A 16,263-nucleotide genomic window follows, 5' to 3' on the forward strand; every position below is an offset into this window, starting at 1 on the left:
TTATGAAAGTATAAAATTATTTTTTATAACAAGAAATTACTTAGTTGGATTTTGTGTCAATGTGCCTGGATATGAATTTATTGCTGTTTGAGGTATGTAATAAACAACACGATAATCGCTTGCTGAAATATCAGTTAAAGCATCGTGAGGTCCGGGATAATGACGTGTAAGCGATTTTCCGTTTCTAAATACATCGTAACTGCGTTCAGCTTGGAAAGCTAATTCTAATTGTCTTTCTTTATCTATCAATTCGCTAGCATTTGAAGCATTTAACATTGGATAACTTCCACCTATGATGGAACGTTCACGAATTGTATTTAAGTCAGTTAGGGCTTCTCCATAACGTCCTAATTTGGCATAAGCCTCAGCTCGGTTAAGGTAAATTTCTCCTAATCGAGAAATTACAGGTGAATGCAAATGTGAATCTTCTCCCTCACGAGAACATTTTGCTATGTAAAACATTGGGTAAGAACGATTTAGTTTCATTAGGTCGTCAATAACTCCTTGGCAAACTTCGTTGTTATAATTAATGCTGTAAATGCCTTCTTGAGCATTTACCGCAGTAATTGTAAATGAAGTGGTTGTATCTCCAGTTTTAATGGTACAAGTTGGAGTTTTTAGGCGGTCATTTTCGTAATCGTAGTCAACAGGAGCTTGTATGTATCCGTATCCTGTTTGTTCTTTTTCTTTATTGAATGTTTTATGAATGAAACGGAAAACTTTTTGCTTGAAAACTTCTTCTTTCCCATTTATAGTGATTTTTACCTTAGGGACATCATATTGAGGTTCAATAAAACTTGCTCTGGCATCGACAATTTTGTTTTTTGCCCAATCATTACGTCCTGTTTCGTTGAGCAAGTCAATGTACTTGGCACTGGCATACATTTCGCCCCAACCCATTCCGCCGATGTTAGCATACATTCCACCAATACCATAGTAGTGGTCGTAGCCAGAAAATTCAGTCGCAACTCTCTTAATTACGAAGATTGATTCTTTGTTGTTTTCTGGTGTTAATGTATTGTACCTCATAAAAGTTTGACGGTCAAGCAAAGTGTATTTTCCTGAATCAATGACTTTAGTAGCATAATCAACAGATAGTTGAGCATAATTTGTGTTTGGGGTTTTGTAAGTTCCTGACATATAAAGATATACTCTTGATAAAAGAGCCTGAGCCGCTTCTTTTGAAGCATAGGCATTTCCTCTTTGACGAGTGATTAACTCTTCTGCTTTTAACAAGTCTTTAATGGCTTGCTCATAGGTTTCTTTTACGGAAGAACGATCAGGTAAAGTCAAATTAACCAAATCTTTAGGCGTTCCATTAACAATAGGCACTCCTAAATTTGTTTCAGGCGATTGAAAATAAGGACGCCCATAAGCTCTTGAAAGGTAGAAATACATCATTCCTCTCAAGAAATAACATTCTCCTAATTTATTTTTAGTTTCCGTAGAAGCTGTTTCTTCAGGGATTAACTTGATGATATTCGATGCCTGTGCGATAACTTTATAGCCACTGTCCCAAAATGATTGAAGGCGACCATTGTTTGGTGTTCGTGAATATGAAATAAATTCATAAAAAGAATCGGTTGAAGCTCCTCGTATCATCATATTATCACCAGCATACTCACCGCAACGGTGCATCACATCCGACCAGCCTTTCATTTGTGCGTAACAACCGTTAAGCAATCCGTCAAGTGAACTATCAGGGTCTTCTGTTATTTTTTCCGAAGGCATACTTCCGTGAGGAAATCTATCAATGTCACAAGAAGATAGACCCATAACAACTATTACAAGTATGTATATTATATTTTTCATAATGTTTATTTTAAAAATTAGCAGTTATTCCAAAAATAAATTTGCGTGTTGCCGGATAAATTGATGGCCCTGCAGAATTAAGAGCATTACCTCCAATACTTGGTATCTCCGGATCAACACCTGAGTAATCTGAAATAAAGAAAAGATTCTCCCCTGTAAGAGAAAAATGCAATTTAGGTAATTTATACTGAGAAAGGTCAAGATTGTAACCAATTGAAAGAGAGCGAAGCTTTAGATAACTACCATCTTCTAAGAATCGAGAAGAAACTTTGTTTGAATTGCTCTTGTTTTCGTATAAGGCTTTGGGGTGTGTGGCATCATCGCCAGGTTTTTCCCATCTTGACCAACCTTTTTTGAGTTTCATTTGATTTCTGTCAGTATAAGCTCCGTCAGAGTCGTATTCTGTTCGTGAATAGTTATAAATTTTCCCTCCATAGGAAAAACCAAAATTAGCACTCAAATTGAAATTTTTATAAGTTAATGAAGTTCCAAACCCTCCAAAGAAGTCGGGAGTAGCATTATCAAGAGCTACTTGATTGGCTTCGGCGTAGTTAGAAGTTGTTTCACGAATTTCATTGCCATTGGCGTCTTTTACGGTTTTATACCACAGAGGAGCTCCTGTTTGTTTGTCTACACCTGCCCATTCCCTCATATAGAACGTGTCGGCATCTAATCCTGGTTTTAATATTTTATCGGTTGAGCCGGCAATTCCCAAACCATCACTAATAATAATTTCTTCCTTGTCGCCATACAATCGTTTAACTTCGTTGGTGTTTTTTCCTATGTTCACATCTAAATACCATTGAAAATCATCGGTTTTGATGATTGAAGCTCCTAATGTAGCTTCGAATCCTTTATTTGAAAGAGCTGCTACGTTACGCCATATAGAAGTAACACCTGTAAGCCCTGAAACCGGAACAGGATACAACACATTATCAATATCCTTGTTGTAATAATCAAATGTAAAAGATATTCTGTCAAAAAATGTAACATCTAATCCCAAGCCTGTGGTTACGGTACTTTCCCAAGTTAAATCTTTATTTCCTACCTGTGATATCAAAGCACCAGGTGTTTGATTGTAACTTGCCCCTGTGGAAACAGCGTATAAATCGTATTGCGGGTATAAAATATTAGGACGACTGCCCACAGTTCCGTATGAAGCACGAAGTTTAAGTGCACTTATCCATTTTGGAGTAAACCAATTTTCGCGATGTATGTTCCAACTTCCGCTTACTGAATAGAAAGTTCCATATTTGGCATTTGTACCAAAGTTAGAAGCTCCGTCACGACGTAAAGAACCTTCCAAAACATAACGATTATCGTAACTGTACACAGCCCTTGATAAAAGTGATTGAACTGCCCATTCGGAAATTCCTCCTTTTGTTTTTTCAGGTTTAGTAACTATATCAAGTACTGAGAAACCAGAAACAATTCCTGTGCCTGCTACGGAAATCTTTTTCCCCCAATAATCATTATACTCGTATGCTACTAAAGCATTTATTGAGTGTTTATCGAATGATTTGTCAAATTTCAAAATTTGGTTTGTGTAACGACGTATAATATTATCTTGATTTTCAGATATGCGTCCTTTTACGCTTTCTCCTCCTGCAGAACGAGGGTCAGCATAACCGGTAGAAAAACTTCCAATATATTTGTAATTATTCACTGAAGAGAAAGTAAGCCAATCGTTTATCTTGATATCAAAATCCAATCCTCCCATTGCTTGGAACAGTTTGCTTTTTCCCCAATTCCATTGTAAATCATACAAATAGTTAGTTGAGTTGCTATTTACCCAAAGAGACGAACGATGAGGTACAATATTTCCGTCTTTGTCATAAGGGCTATCCCAAGGTAAATTTGAATACATTGCTCCTACTGAATGTTGTTTGTCATCAGTAGTACGAACTGTACCGGAAATATTTGGTTTTATGGTAAGCCATTTAAAAGGTTGATAATCTGCTTTTATTCGGAAATCATATTTTGTATAATCGAGTCCTTTTACTGCTCCCTTTTCATCATAAAATCCGAAGGAAAAATACGAACGAAGTATTTCAGAACCTCCACTGATAGAAGCACTATAATCACGTATGATTCCCATTGAAGTAGCTTCTTTCCACCAATCAAAATCGCTATTACGAAGTTCAGGATTCCAACGAGGGAATTTAATGTTTGAAACGTTTGAAAACGAATTGAAATAATCGTACAACTCTGCTCCGTTCATTACTTCCAAGTTTCCATTTGTAAGTGAGCTGATTCCTTGTCTGAGAGATATTTGCGATTGTAATTTCCCTTCCTTAGCTTTTTTGGTTGTAATCAAGATAACTCCATTGGCTCCTTGTGAACCATAAATTGCGGTAGAAGCAGCGTCTTTCAAAATGGTCATAGACTCAATGTCAGAAGGATTTAAAGCTCCTGCACTTGACCCGACAATCACCCCGTCAATTACCCAAAGAGGTGCTGTGCTTCCGTTTAAGGTCGACTTCCCACGAATGATAACGGCTCCGGTTTCTCCAGGACGCCCTGAACCGGGAGCAACAAACACTCCGGAAACCTTTCCGTTAAGCATATTCTCCACAGAAGGTGTGGTAACATCTGCCAGCTTTTCCTTTTTAACGGTTTGTAAAGCTCCTGTTAAGCTTTCTTTTTTCTGAGTTCCATACCCAACTACCACCACATCATCAAGTTGTTGAGCATCTTCTTTCAAAATAGCATTGATAATCAGTGTTTTACCCCCCCCCGTGATTTTTTGGGTTTGGGTTTGAAAACCAATGAAGCTGAATTCAAGCACATCGCCTTGTTTGGCTTCAATGGAATAATTTCCGTCAAAGTCGGCACTCACTCCGTGCGTAGTCCCCTTTACCACGATGCTGGCACCAGGCAGCGGACTGTTGGTGTCATCAGTAACTTTTCCGGTTACTTTTACTTGTGCTGACAACGATAATGTGCACAACATCAGTACAAGTAATGCTAATAGTTTTCTGTCCATATCTCTACTTTTTTGAATTAATTACAAATTTGCTTTGTGTGAAGAATATTTGTGTTTTGGTTGTGATGTTTATTTATTAGTAAGTGTATAATAAGTTTGATTTTGTGCTAAAAATCAGAGTATAAATTTATAGAATTTTTATGAAAAAAATTAAATAAATGCAAAAAATAATTTAATTCTTTTCTTTCAAAAAATATTGAGAAGTTATTTTTATCTTTGTAGCTTACGATTTGTTTATTATAAATTTTAATTCTACAGAAATGTTTACAGGAATAATTGAAGATTTGGGTGAAATTACGAAGGTTGAAAAAGATAAATCAAACTTGCATTTGTATGTGAAAAGCAAATTTACTTCGGAATTGAAAATAGACCAAAGTGTTGCACATAACGGAGTTTGTTTGACTGTTGTTGATATTCAGGAAGATACATATAAAGTAACTGCCATTGCCGAAACACTTGCAAAAACCAATATCGGAAGTTTACAAGCGGGCGAAATTGTAAATTTAGAACGTGGAATGCTTATGAATACACGTCTTGATGGGCATATTGTACAAGGGCACGTTGACCAAACAGGCGTTTGTACAAAAATTGAAGATGAAAATGGAAGCACACGATTTACATTTTCATACGATGCTAACAGCGGCAATGTAACTATTGAAAAAGGCTCAATTACGGTAAACGGAGTTAGCTTGACGGTTGTGGATTCCTCCAAAAATCAGTTTAGTGTGGTGATTATTCCTTACACGATGGAACATACGAATTTTAAAAATATCAAAGTAGGAAGTGTCGTGAATTTGGAGTTTGATGTTATAGGGAAGTATGTAGCTAAGTTAATGTCTGTCAGATAACTATTTTTATTTTTGAAATCCAGCTTAAATCAATCAGAAGCACACTAAATATCCCCGCAATAAGTACAAATTTCAGAATGTTATGAATCAAAATATAACGATTTTGAGAGTTGCCACTCCATAAAATAACGAGAGATAAAAGTAATATACTCTGAGAAAAAATCAGATAATAAGACATATATCCGACATTAAAATGAATAATTAGTACATAAATAGGAATAAAACAACAGATTGTAGCGAGAGTTATCACTATTTTAGCTCGTTTTTCGCCATATTTTACCGGAATTGTATGGTAATTATGTGCCAAATCGCCCTTTAAGTTCTCCAAATCTTTAATAAATTCTTTGATAAGTATCAAAAGGAATAGTAAAAGAGCGTGAATGAAGATGACTCCGTCAAAATTTTTGTAATAAATGAATACCGCAAAGAAAGGAACAATTGCCAGAATTGCTGAGGTGAAATTCCCCCAAAAGGGAATTTTTTTTATTCGGTGCGAGTAAAGCCACATACCAAAAATGTAACCCGAAAAAAATATTACAGTTCGGAAAGAAACATAACTTGCTACAATTACAGATAAAAAGTTGAGCAGAAAGTAAAGTGTTAGTTTGGTGTTTTGCCCTACCAAGCGGTCAATCATTGATTTAAGTGGCTTGTTGATAAGGTCTTTTTCTTTATCGTAGAATCCGTTGATGATATATCCTCCGGCTATTGCCAAAGCTCCTGCCAAAACTAACATAAAAAGATTATCGTCAAGCAATACTTTTCGGATAGACGTATCTTTTGAAAGAACAAAAATCGAAGCCAGATACTGAGCGATACAAACCATTAAAATGTTGTACCCTCGAACTGATGAAAATAACCCGAAGATTTTCAATAAAGTACGTTTTGTTCTTTTTCGAATCACGATTTTATTTTTAAAACGAAGAGAGAAAAACAGAAAGTTTCCTACTTTTCTCTCTTTGTGATTTTTACTTATTGTTTGTTTTTACATAATCTAAAATTCGTTGTACTAAATTGGCGTGGTCAGCACCTCGTACACCGTGTGCGTGCATCGGATAGATGGACAAATCCACCAATTTTTTCTTCGTGATAGATTCTTGCATAATGGAAAGCACGTGTTGCGGAACTACCACATCATCAACGCTTCCGTGAATGAAAAGTAATTTACCTTCCAAATTGTTGAGATATTTACCTACACGGCTGTTTTCGTATCCCTCAGGATTTTGTTCGGGTGTGTCCATATAGCGTTCTCCGTACATTATTTCATAAAATTTCCAATCTGTAACCGCACCTCCTGCAACCGAAGTAGTGAATACTTTTGGATGACGTAGCATCAAACTCGAAGCCATAAATCCACCAAAACTCCATCCGTGAACGGCAATTCGTGAGCTATCAACATAAGGAAGAGATTTTAGATATTCAACACCGCTGAGTTGGTCTTTTATCTCCATTTCGCCCAACTGACGATGGATAACGCTTTCAAAAGCAAAGCCACGATTAGCACTTCCTCGGTTATCGAGCGTGAAAACTATATAGTCCTCATTCTGAGCAAAAACAGGCATCCAAAGGTAAGAATCAGCAAGCCAAGAATTAGTAACCATTTGAGCGTGAGGTCCTCCGTAAACGTACACTAAAACCGGATATTTTTTTGACGGATTAAAATTCTTAGGCTTGTGTATTTTTCCGTATAGCGGAGTTCCGTCATCAGCTTTTATTTCCAAAAGTTCGGTGGTGCCTATGGCAAGGTTTTCAAGCGGATTTTTTGCTGTTAAAATATTATTATTTACTCCTGATTCTGTGTTTATTATATCAATATTTTGCGGGATTGAAACGCTGCTGTATGAATCTATCAAAAATTTGGCATCTGTACTTAATTGCGTTTTGTGTGTTCCTGCAATTTTGGTTAAAGCTGTAATTTTCTTCGGATTTTTTAATTCTATTTTGTAAGTATGTTTCTCACGTGGGTCTTTGCCTGTTCCTGAGATAAAAACAAATTTTCCTTTTGGGTCAAATCCTAAAATATTTTGCACAACCCATTTAAAATCAGTTATTTGTTTGATTAATTTTCCGTTGAGATTATAATGATAGATATTCATAAATCCATTTCGTTCGCTCATCCACAAAAATTCGTCATTTTTGTTAGGCAAGAAAGTTGCAGGATATTCAGGTTCAACCCATTTGCTATTTTTTTCTTCAAAAAGTGTGTTCACTTTTTTTCCTGTGGAAGCATCATATCTGTTTAACCAATAGTGGTTTTGATCACGATTGATTTCTGCTACCAAAATGTATTTTTCATCAGGCGACCACGAAAGATTTGTAAGATAATGCTCATCAGTAGTGTCAATATCTAAATATATGGTTTTTTGTGTTTTAACATCAAAAATACCGATAGCAGCCTGCTCGCTTTTTTGTCCGGCCATCGGATATTTTATGAGTTTTGAACTTGCAGGAACAGTGTTGATGTCCACCAACGGATAATCCGTAACATTGCTTTCATTTTTTTGATAAAAAGCTAACAAATTTCCTTTAGGAGACCAAAAAGTTCCCTTTTTAATGCCGAATTCGCTGCGGTGGATAGCTTGCCCTGACACAATATTTTTGTCAAAATTGTTTGTAACTGCTATTTTTTCATTCCCCGAAATCGCTACAAAAAGATTGTTTCCAATTGTGTAGGCAATGGCTTTTTGATGTTTGTTGAAGTCTTTATTTTCTGCTCCGGAAGCTAAAGGGATAGATGATAAGCTGCTGTTATTCAAATAGTCATAAACTTGAAAGGCATTATCTAATTCAAAAATAAGTTCTTTCTGGTTAATATATGTGATTGATGGGAGATATCTTAATTTTGAATATACGCTCGCCATATCTGCTTTAGAGATGGATTTTATTTTTTGTCCGTTAGCTGAAACAATTTCAAATGACGAACCATTGTTATAGATGTAATTGTTTGTTCCGTTAATCCATTGTAAGGAATTGTAGTCTTCCGGATAAAGAAGAGAATATCCTTCTGGTGAATTGTTGTCAATTACATAACCATAAACGGCATCTTGAATAGAAATTTTCTTTTCTTGCCCCAGTACGATGAGGGAAGTCAGTGCTAATAAAAGTGATAGATGTTTTTTCATTGGATATTAATATTTTTGATTTGACATTTTTTCATTTTCTGTTGTGGATATGGGTTCAACTTTTCGTTTTTTGATTCCGAGCATTTTCTTTTCGAACTCCAAAAAAAATCGGAATTGTCCTAAAAGTGTTCCCACAATTAATAGAATAATTTGATATATGGGCAATATGATAATTAGTCGTAAAATCCAAGCCAAAACAGGATTTAAGTCGTTAAAATCCAAACCAATGTAATCACAAAAAGGACGTGAAACTTTGGCAGAGAGCGAACCTGTAATTGTAAAAGTAATCAAAATGAGCCAAACTTGTGTGTTTGAGGTAACATTCCAACGTTTTTTTAGTTTTTCGAACATATTTTATACAATAAATATATAGTTAATTATTTTTATTTCGGTTATCTTCTCCCCATAAAAGTTTGTTTCTGAGAGTGTTGATGAAACTTTCTCCTTCTAATCGAATCATTTTAATGGAAAAATCAGCCTTGCGAATTGTTACAGAAACTTTGTTGAGGAGCGTTTCAATGCGAGAGTCAAACGAAATCAAATACTTTTTTTCTCGTCCTGAAATAGTTAGCTTAATTTCCGTATCGTCAGGAATGACCAGCGGACGTGCATTCAGATTGTGCGGAGCGATGGGGGTAATCACAAAATTTTTTGCATTCGGGATGATTACGGGTCCTCCGCAGCTTAATGAGTAACCTGTTGAACCAGTGGGAGTTGATATAATCAAACCATCTGCCCAATACGAGGTCAGAAATTCCCCATTGAGTTCCGTATTGATGGTAATCATCGAGGCTGTATTCTTTCGGGTTACGGTGATTTCGTTTAGAGCAAAGTTAATCTCACTTACGGGCTTTCCGTCGCTACTCACAATAGCTTCAATAACAGAACGTTCTGTGATTTTATAGTTTTTTGTACGCAAAGCGGAAAATACATTCTCAATTTCATCTTTTTGAGCTGTTGCTAAAAATCCGAGTCGCCCAACATTGATTCCTAAAATGGGAATGTTCAGATTTCGAACGAAGGTAATCGCTCGCAAAATAGTTCCGTCGCCACCAATAGTCAGCATTACATCAAAAGAAGCGTCAAGGTCTGAAAAACAGGTAAATGACTTGCATTCGTTGCTCAGAATTGCTTCTCGTTTTAAATCTTCAAAAAGTTTTTGTTCCACATAAACAACGTCTGAAGGCTCAATGTGAGCGAACAAATCTTCAAATACTTTTTTGTAATTTTCAGAATACTGCTGTGCGTAAATTGCTATTTTCATTTTGGTGCTGTGCGTCAGTAGTTTTTAGTTATATGTTCAAATATTTATCAAAATAATCCGATTTTTCTTTCAATTCTTGCAAGTAAAAATCATCTTCTTTTTCAACCAATATGGCATACTTGTAACGGCGAAACGTTTGCAGAATTTCCGTAAGTGAATTGGCAATGATTTTCAGCGTTATATGTACTTTCCCGTTGGAAGCATCGGAAATAAATATTCCCAAAATTTTAGCTTGGTTTGATTCTACAATTTGCGAAATTTCACTGAAAGAATATTCTTCCTGATTTTTTTCCAAAACGATAAAACTGCCAATTTCTCTCAAAAAAGGAGTTTCTGAAAATAAGTGAATAAAGTCAACTAATTGATAATAACCTAAATATTGATTTTCTTCATCCAAAACCGGAACGATATTGCTATCGTATTTTACAAAAATCTCCATTACTTCTTCCCAACGAGCATCTTTCTTGGCGAAAAATATATCCATATCGTACAGAAAATCAGTAAGTTTGTTGTTGTCTGAAGCAGAAAGCACAACCTCACGAGGAAGCATCCCAATCATATTTCCCATATTAAATATGGGTAAATGCGACAAATGTTGAGATTTTAGCAATTCCACGGCTTCACAAACAGAATTCTCTGGCGTGATAACAGGCAGATTGGTTTTTAAGGAATTATGAATTGACATATCGGATAATATTGATTTACAATTTGTTGATAATTAAATTAATGCGAGTTCTATCGCTTTTTTGCAACTCTTTGGCACAAAGATAGCATATTTTACAAAGCAATTCAATTTAAGAAGAATGGAATCCAACCTTTTTAATTATTCCTTTATGAAATTTACGATTTCTTCCACTAATTTTGCATTAATAGGTAAATCAGGATTTGCGTAAGATTGCATATTTTCAACGCTGTTGGTTACCGTTTTCAGCACGTGATTCATTTCTTCAATGATGCAGAATTTAGCGTTGGGTGATGCTTCTTTTAGTATTTCTTCCTCGGAAACAGGTACTTGCAAGTCAGAAGTTCCGTTTACTATGAGTACGGGCATTTTAAGCTTTTGAAGCTCAGTTTTTGGGTCGTACTTCAGCCACGAAATCATATATGGCTGAACGCTTTTTCTGAAAACAGCTTGTAACATAGGGTTTTGCACCTCCACAACATTTCCTTTTTTGAGTTCGGAAAGAATTTCTTGACTTTGCTTGAGCAGCAATGGAGCGTTTGTTTCCATTTGATGTTCAATAACTTTGTCGATTGAGCTTCCGGCTCCGGCGATGGAAATAAATTTATTAACATTTGCCTTTTGCGAAGCCACCATCCCAACAAGCGAGCCTTCGGAATGCCCGGCAATGGTCACGGATTTGTATTTTTTCTTCTTCAGGAAAAATTCGGCAACCAAAACGGCATCTTCAATAAAGTCATTGAAAGACAGTTCCTCTTCCTTGAGGTTATTTTGCTTCATTAGCCCGAAAATACGCTTGTCATAACTGAAAACAGAAATCTCATTTTTAGCCAATTCCTGAGCCAAGAACTTAAGTGAGTTGTTTTTCATAAGTGGTTGATTTCCGTCGCGGTCAGTAGGTCCCGAACCGGCAATTAAAATAACCAAATCTGTTGGCTGAGATGTGTTGGGGGTGTATAAAGTTCCGCTTAAAAGTGAATTAATCTCAACATTTTCTGAAATAAAAGAAGTCTGTTGTGCAAAAACCTGCATCGAAAATAAAATAAATAGTAAAAAGGTTCTTTTCATAATCTAAAAGATATAATTTGCTAACAAAAATATACTTTATTTTTGAAATAAGGAAAATAAAATTTACAAATGAGATAAAATTCAATGATAAAAACAGAATTTATTGTTTTGATGTTTCCGCTATGGGCTTGTGATACCAAAAAGATTTCGTACTTTTGACCTTTCCGAAAGGGAATTTTTACCTTAATAGATAATAATGAACGCAGAAAAAGTATCAAAACACATTGTACAATGGTTACAGAACTATGTTGAAAGCTCCCGAGTGAAAGGACTCGTTATCGGGATTTCAGGAGGAGTGGATTCGGCGGTAGTTTCCACACTTTGTGCCAAAACGGGCTTGCCCACGCTTTGTCTTGAGCTTCCCATACATCAAGCAGAAAGCCACGTGTCGAGAGCTAAGGAACATATCGATTTTTTAAAGAAAAACTACACCAATGTTTCCAGCCTTGAGGTAGATTTAACTCCCGTTTTTGACCAATTTGTGAGTCAAATTCCGGAAACAGATAAGCCCACGTATGAAATGGCTTTGGCAAACACCCGAGCAAGATTGCGAATGACAACTCTTTATTATTTCGCTGGTTTAGAAGGATATATCGTAGTGGGAACAGGTAATAAGATAGAAGATTTCGGGGTCGGATTTTTTACTAAATATGGCGATGGAGGCGTAGATGTCAGCCCAATTGCCGATTTAATGAAAAGCGAAGTATATCTTTTAGGAAAACATTTGAAAATTCCTGAATCTATCCTGAACGCAAAACCTTCGGACGGGCTTTTTGGTGATGACCGAAGCGATGAAGACCAGCTAAAAGCCTCGTATGACGAACTGGAATGGGCTATGTTGCAAGATGAGAAGGGAAAACAAGCCGATGACTTCTCGGGGCGTGAAAAGGAAGTGTTTCAAATTTATAAACGCTTGAATAAAATCAATCAACACAAAATGAATCCTATTCCGATTTGTAAAATAGAGGATAAAAATTAGTTTCTTTTTAATTATTTCAAATTTGTATATTTTTTCAACCATTAATCTCTTAATAAAAGAATATTATGAACATATTAATTTTAGGTTCGGGCGGACGTGAACACGCTTTTGCTTTGAAAATCAGCCAAAGTAACCAATGTGAAAAACTATATGTAGCCCCCGGAAATGGCGGAACGCATCAGGTAGCAACCAATATAAACATAAATCCCACTGATTTTCAAGCAGTGAAACAAATAGTGTTGGATAAGCATATCGAAATGGTTGTAGTAGGTCCTGAAGCCCCTCTGGTACAAGGAGTTTACGATTTTTTCAAGGCAGATACACAATTGCAACACGTTCAAGTGGTGGGGCCATCACGCGAAGGTGCCAAATTGGAAGGAAGTAAGGAATTCGCCAAACAATTTATGCAACGCCACAATATCCCAACGGCTAAGTACGAAAGTTTTACCAAAGAAACCGTAGAACAAGGATGCAAATTTTTGGAATCAATGCAACCTCCTTATGTTTTAAAAGCCGACGGATTGGCAGCGGGCAAGGGAGTTTTGATTATTAATGATTTGAACGAAGCCAAAACCGAACTTAAAAATATGTTACTCAACGAGAAGTTCGGGAATGCAAGCCAAAAGGTTGTTATTGAGGAGTTCTTAGATGGAATAGAACTAAGTTGTTTTGTGCTTACCGATGGCAAAAATTACAAATTACTACCTACAGCCAAAGATTATAAACGTATCGGTGAGAATGACCAAGGCTTAAACACGGGCGGAATGGGAGCAGTGTCCCCGGTGCCTTTCGCTGATGCGGATTTTATGGAAAAAATAGAAACTCGTATCGTAAAACCAACCATTTTAGGGCTTCAAAAGGATAATATTGATTACAAAGGATTTGTTTTCATCGGGCTTATTAAAGTTAAAGGCGAACCTTACGTGATTGAATATAACGTGCGTATGGGTGACCCTGAAACGGAGGTAGTTCTGCCTCGCATTGAAAGCGATTTAATCCCTATTTTTAAAACATTAGATACACAAACCCTGGATTCGGTTTCTCTTGCCATCACACCGCAAAGTGCAACCACCGTGATGATGGTTTCGGGAGGTTATCCGGAAGATTACGAGAAAGGAAAACGAATTTCCGGAATAGAAAATGTATCAGGAAGCATCGTTTTTCACGCAGGAACAACCTTAAAAGATGACGAGTTGCAAACCTCGGGCGGACGAGTGCTTGCCGTTACTTCTTTCGGGGAGGATTTTAAGCAAGCCTTGCAGAAATCATACGAGAATATCGGAAAAATTCACTTCGATAAGATGTATTTCCGAAAAGATATCGGGTTTGATTTATAGAAAAATCGATATAAAACACGGAAAAAGGGATTTATTTCCAAGTGTTTACGCTATAATAGTTGCTAATTGGTACTTTTAGCGATTCACAGAAATAGAATAAAAAAATGTATCGGGAAAGATTGTTATTGCTTCTCGATACATTTTTTCTTTTATTGTGTTGCAGAAAAATTCTTACGATTAATATATGTTTTAAGAATTCAAATAATCTGCTTTTGGCTGAAATTAACTCGCTTTTAGATAGAAACTTCTCCTTTAATGGCAGGATAAGGGTCGTAACCTTCCAAAGTAAAGTCTTCATATTTGAAAGAAAATAAGTCGGTCACCTCTGGGTTTAGTTTCATTAAGGGAAGAGGACGTGGCTCGCGGCTTAGTTGTAAATTCACCTGCTCAAGATGATTGTTATAAATGTGAACATCACCGAATGTATGCACAAAATCTCCCGCTTGAAGTCCGCAAACTTGAGCAAGCATCATTGTTAATAGGGCATAGGAAGCAATATTGAAAGGTACGCCCAAGAAAACATCGGCACTGCGTTGATAAAGCTGACACGATAACTTTCCGTCAGCCACATAGAACTGAAAAAAGGCGTGACAAGGAGGCAAAGCTGCTTTTCCGTTGGCTACATTTTCAGAGAATGACTTTGAAGTATCCGGCAACACTGAAGGATTCCAAGCTGAAACTAACATACGGCGACTGTCCGGATTTTTTTGTAATGTTTCGATAATTTCCTTAATCTGGTCGATGCCTTCACTGTTCCAATTTCGCCATTGATGCCCATAAATAGGACCTAAATCACCATTTTCATTCGCCCACTCATTCCAAATACGAACGCCGTTATCGGTCAGATACTTAATATTGGTATCACCTTTTAAAAACCAAAGCAGCTCGTGAATAATGGACTTTAAATGTAGTTTTTTGGTGGTAACAACGGGAAATCCTTGACTTAAATCGAACCGCATTTGATACCCGAATACACTTATGGTGCCTGTTCCGGTGCGGTCTTCTTTCTTATGTCCGTTTTCTAAAATATGTTGTAATAAATTGTGGTATTGTTGCATTTTATTCGTTTTGAAAAAGAAAAATTATGACCGCAAAGATACAAAAAACCACTTCGTAATGAAGTGGTTTTATCAAAATTGTATTAGTAAGTAATTTCTGTTGTTTTTGTCTTGGAGTTTGTTTCACGGCTACTCTTGTAAACCTCCTCTATTCTTGTCGGATAGTCCTTATCGTTGTACTGATAGGTATAAGTGGTAGTTTCTGTTTCATTATGCTGAGAGTTTTGTTTATCTGTGTAGGTTCTTTTTTTAGATAATAAGTTGTTTTTCATAAACTTTTCATTAATAAAATAGTCCGGATGTACTACAAAAGTTATCGGACGAAGTCTATAATTGTTTTTATTGTCATATTGATACTCCTCAACTATTGTACTATCATCACTTTCTTCCACAGATTTCACAACTCGCTTTTCTGCATCAAGTGTATAGGTTGTCGTGTTAGTTTGTGGTATTTCTTTATCACCCGAAATGTAAGATGATGCCTCAACTTTTTTAATTTCGGTGGCAGAAGGGTATGTAAAAGTAATTTTTTGGGGAAGTTTAAGACCGCTATCACTTCTTGTATTCTGTATTTCAACTAATTTATCACCTGAATATTTGTAAAGAGTAGTATTAACAATCTTAGCATTATCTGTTTGTTGCTCTTGCACTTCTTCAATTAATTTTCCATTTGCATATTTAAGAGTACTCGTTTCTTTTTCTTTCTTTTTAAGCAAATCTATCGTTGTTGAAGTTTTAGGTAGATTATTTTCATACGTAGTAGTAAACTTTGAAGATGCTATCTGTACTTTATTTTCAAATAAATTAAAAGTAGCACTAAGAACTTTGTTATTTACTATTTCGTAATTTTCCTCCTGAACGTATGGTATCTCACTCTCTACTCCATTCTCACGGTTGATGCGAGTGTAATGCTCCACAACCTTTTTAGGAAGTACTACTGTTTCCTCAATAGGTTGCCCTCCATCGGTATTGTCTTTGCTACAACTTACAATTAAAGACAATGCAAATAAAGATAGAATACATCTTTTCATTATGTGTATGATTTTAAAATTAACAGGGCAAAGGTAAGAGAAATATTCTTACTTATAGTCAACTAAATGTTAAATA

The 16,263-nt window shown here is 36.1% G+C and carries 13 protein-coding genes; 3 read left to right on the top strand and 10 right to left on the bottom strand.

Annotated features, from left to right (window positions below):
• Window positions 1–36: 36 nt before the first annotated feature.
• Window positions 37–1,812 (bottom strand): RagB/SusD family nutrient uptake outer membrane protein, encoded by a 1,776-nt coding sequence (locus tag GN105_RS07390; RefSeq protein WP_155284768.1) that lies wholly within the window; start codon window positions 1,810–1,812, stop codon window positions 37–39.
• 10 nt (window positions 1,813–1,822) lie between these two features.
• Window positions 1,823–4,798 carry a SusC/RagA family TonB-linked outer membrane protein gene (locus GN105_RS07395; RefSeq protein WP_155284769.1) on the bottom strand — a complete coding sequence of 992 codons (2,976 nt, stop codon included), beginning with the start codon at window positions 4,796–4,798 and terminating at the stop codon, window positions 1,823–1,825.
• A gap of 260 nt (window positions 4,799–5,058) precedes the next feature.
• Between GN105_RS07395 and GN105_RS07400 the strand changes: the two genes are divergently transcribed.
• Window positions 5,059–5,646, top strand: coding sequence for a riboflavin synthase (locus GN105_RS07400; RefSeq protein WP_155284770.1), 588 nt, complete (start codon window positions 5,059–5,061; stop codon window positions 5,644–5,646).
• Here GN105_RS07400 and GN105_RS07405 read toward each other — a convergent pair.
• The 6 genes from GN105_RS07405 to GN105_RS07430 all read right to left on the bottom strand — a co-directional run bounded on the left by GN105_RS07405 (window position 5,639) and on the right by GN105_RS07430 (window position 11,782).
• The gene (locus tag GN105_RS07405) at window positions 5,639–6,472 is read right to left on the bottom strand and encodes a geranylgeranylglycerol-phosphate geranylgeranyltransferase (protein ID WP_227977389.1); all 834 of its coding nucleotides are present in this window, start codon (window positions 6,470–6,472) and stop codon (window positions 5,639–5,641) included. The two genes, GN105_RS07400 and GN105_RS07405, sit on opposite strands and share 8 nt — an antisense overlap.
• Window positions 6,473–6,614: 142 nt before the next feature.
• Window positions 6,615–8,768, bottom strand: coding sequence for a S9 family peptidase (locus GN105_RS07410; protein ID WP_155284771.1), 2,154 nt, complete (start codon window positions 8,766–8,768; stop codon window positions 6,615–6,617).
• A gap of 6 nt (window positions 8,769–8,774) precedes the next feature.
• On the bottom strand, window positions 8,775–9,119 hold the full coding sequence (locus GN105_RS07415; RefSeq protein WP_155284772.1) for a DUF6787 family protein: 345 nt from the start codon (window positions 9,117–9,119) through the stop codon (window positions 8,775–8,777).
• Window positions 9,120–9,141: 22 nt separating this feature from the next.
• Complete coding sequence (locus GN105_RS07420; protein WP_155284773.1) at window positions 9,142–10,032, bottom strand: NAD kinase; 891 nt, start codon at window positions 10,030–10,032, stop codon at window positions 9,142–9,144.
• A 28-nt stretch (window positions 10,033–10,060) separates the two neighbouring features.
• Window positions 10,061–10,717: a CBS domain-containing protein gene (locus GN105_RS07425; protein ID WP_227977385.1), complete on the bottom strand. Its 657-nt coding sequence runs from the start codon at window positions 10,715–10,717 to the stop codon at window positions 10,061–10,063.
• 138 nt (window positions 10,718–10,855) lie between these two features.
• Window positions 10,856–11,782 (bottom strand): alpha/beta hydrolase, encoded by a 927-nt coding sequence (locus tag GN105_RS07430; RefSeq protein ID WP_155284774.1) that lies wholly within the window; start codon window positions 11,780–11,782, stop codon window positions 10,856–10,858.
• Window positions 11,783–11,978: 196 nt separating this feature from the next.
• Between GN105_RS07430 and nadE the strand changes: the two genes are divergently transcribed.
• Both nadE and purD read left to right on the top strand, forming a co-directional pair.
• Window positions 11,979–12,761 (top strand): NAD(+) synthase, encoded by a 783-nt coding sequence (nadE, locus tag GN105_RS07435; RefSeq protein ID WP_095896110.1) that lies wholly within the window; start codon window positions 11,979–11,981, stop codon window positions 12,759–12,761.
• 65 nt (window positions 12,762–12,826) lie between these two features.
• Window positions 12,827–14,098, top strand: coding sequence for a phosphoribosylamine--glycine ligase (gene purD, locus GN105_RS07440; protein WP_155284775.1), 1,272 nt, complete (start codon window positions 12,827–12,829; stop codon window positions 14,096–14,098).
• A 233-nt stretch (window positions 14,099–14,331) separates the two neighbouring features.
• Here the strand turns inward: purD and GN105_RS07445 are convergent, their stop codons facing one another.
• Together GN105_RS07445 and GN105_RS07450 are read right to left on the bottom strand one after the other, a co-directional pair.
• A complete protein-coding gene (locus tag GN105_RS07445) occupies window positions 14,332–15,156 on the bottom strand; it encodes a thymidylate synthase (protein ID WP_155284776.1) in 825 nt (274 codons plus the stop codon).
• Between the two features lie 83 nt (window positions 15,157–15,239).
• Entirely contained in the window at window positions 15,240–16,187 is a 948-nt protein-coding gene (locus GN105_RS07450) for a hypothetical protein (protein ID WP_155284777.1), read from the bottom strand.
• Between the last annotated feature and the right edge of the window lie 76 nt (window positions 16,188–16,263).

The sequence above is a fragment of the Capnocytophaga felis genome (genome assembly GCF_009684755.1).
GTDB classification, from domain to species: domain Bacteria; phylum Bacteroidota; class Bacteroidia; order Flavobacteriales; family Flavobacteriaceae; genus Capnocytophaga; species Capnocytophaga felis.

Bases quoted from the DNA above. Each gene is read 5' to 3' on its own strand.
- GN105_RS07390 (WP_155284768.1), bottom strand. From the start codon at position 1,812: ATGAAAAATATAATATACATACTTGTAATAGTTGTTATGGGTCTATCT.
- GN105_RS07395 (WP_155284769.1), bottom strand. From the start codon at position 4,798: ATGGACAGAAAACTATTAGCATTACTTGTACTGATGTTGTGCACATTA.
- GN105_RS07400 (WP_155284770.1), top strand. From the start codon at position 5,059: ATGTTTACAGGAATAATTGAAGATTTGGGTGAAATTACGAAGGTTGAA.
- GN105_RS07405 (WP_227977389.1), bottom strand. From the start codon at position 6,472: ATGGTTTGTATCGCTCAGTATCTGGCTTCGATTTTTGTTCTTTCAAAA.
- GN105_RS07410 (WP_155284771.1), bottom strand. From the start codon at position 8,768: ATGAAAAAACATCTATCACTTTTATTAGCACTGACTTCCCTCATCGTA.
- GN105_RS07415 (WP_155284772.1), bottom strand. From the start codon at position 9,119: ATGTTCGAAAAACTAAAAAAACGTTGGAATGTTACCTCAAACACACAA.
- GN105_RS07420 (WP_155284773.1), bottom strand. From the start codon at position 10,032: ATGAAAATAGCAATTTACGCACAGCAGTATTCTGAAAATTACAAAAAA.
- GN105_RS07425 (WP_227977385.1), bottom strand. From the start codon at position 10,717: ATGTCAATTCATAATTCCTTAAAAACCAATCTGCCTGTTATCACGCCA.
- GN105_RS07430 (WP_155284774.1), bottom strand. From the start codon at position 11,782: ATGAAAAGAACCTTTTTACTATTTATTTTATTTTCGATGCAGGTTTTT.
- nadE (WP_095896110.1), top strand. From the start codon at position 11,979: ATGAACGCAGAAAAAGTATCAAAACACATTGTACAATGGTTACAGAAC.
- purD (WP_155284775.1), top strand. From the start codon at position 12,827: ATGAACATATTAATTTTAGGTTCGGGCGGACGTGAACACGCTTTTGCT.
- GN105_RS07445 (WP_155284776.1), bottom strand. From the start codon at position 15,156: ATGCAACAATACCACAATTTATTACAACATATTTTAGAAAACGGACAT.
- GN105_RS07450 (WP_155284777.1), bottom strand. From the start codon at position 16,187: ATGAAAAGATGTATTCTATCTTTATTTGCATTGTCTTTAATTGTAAGT.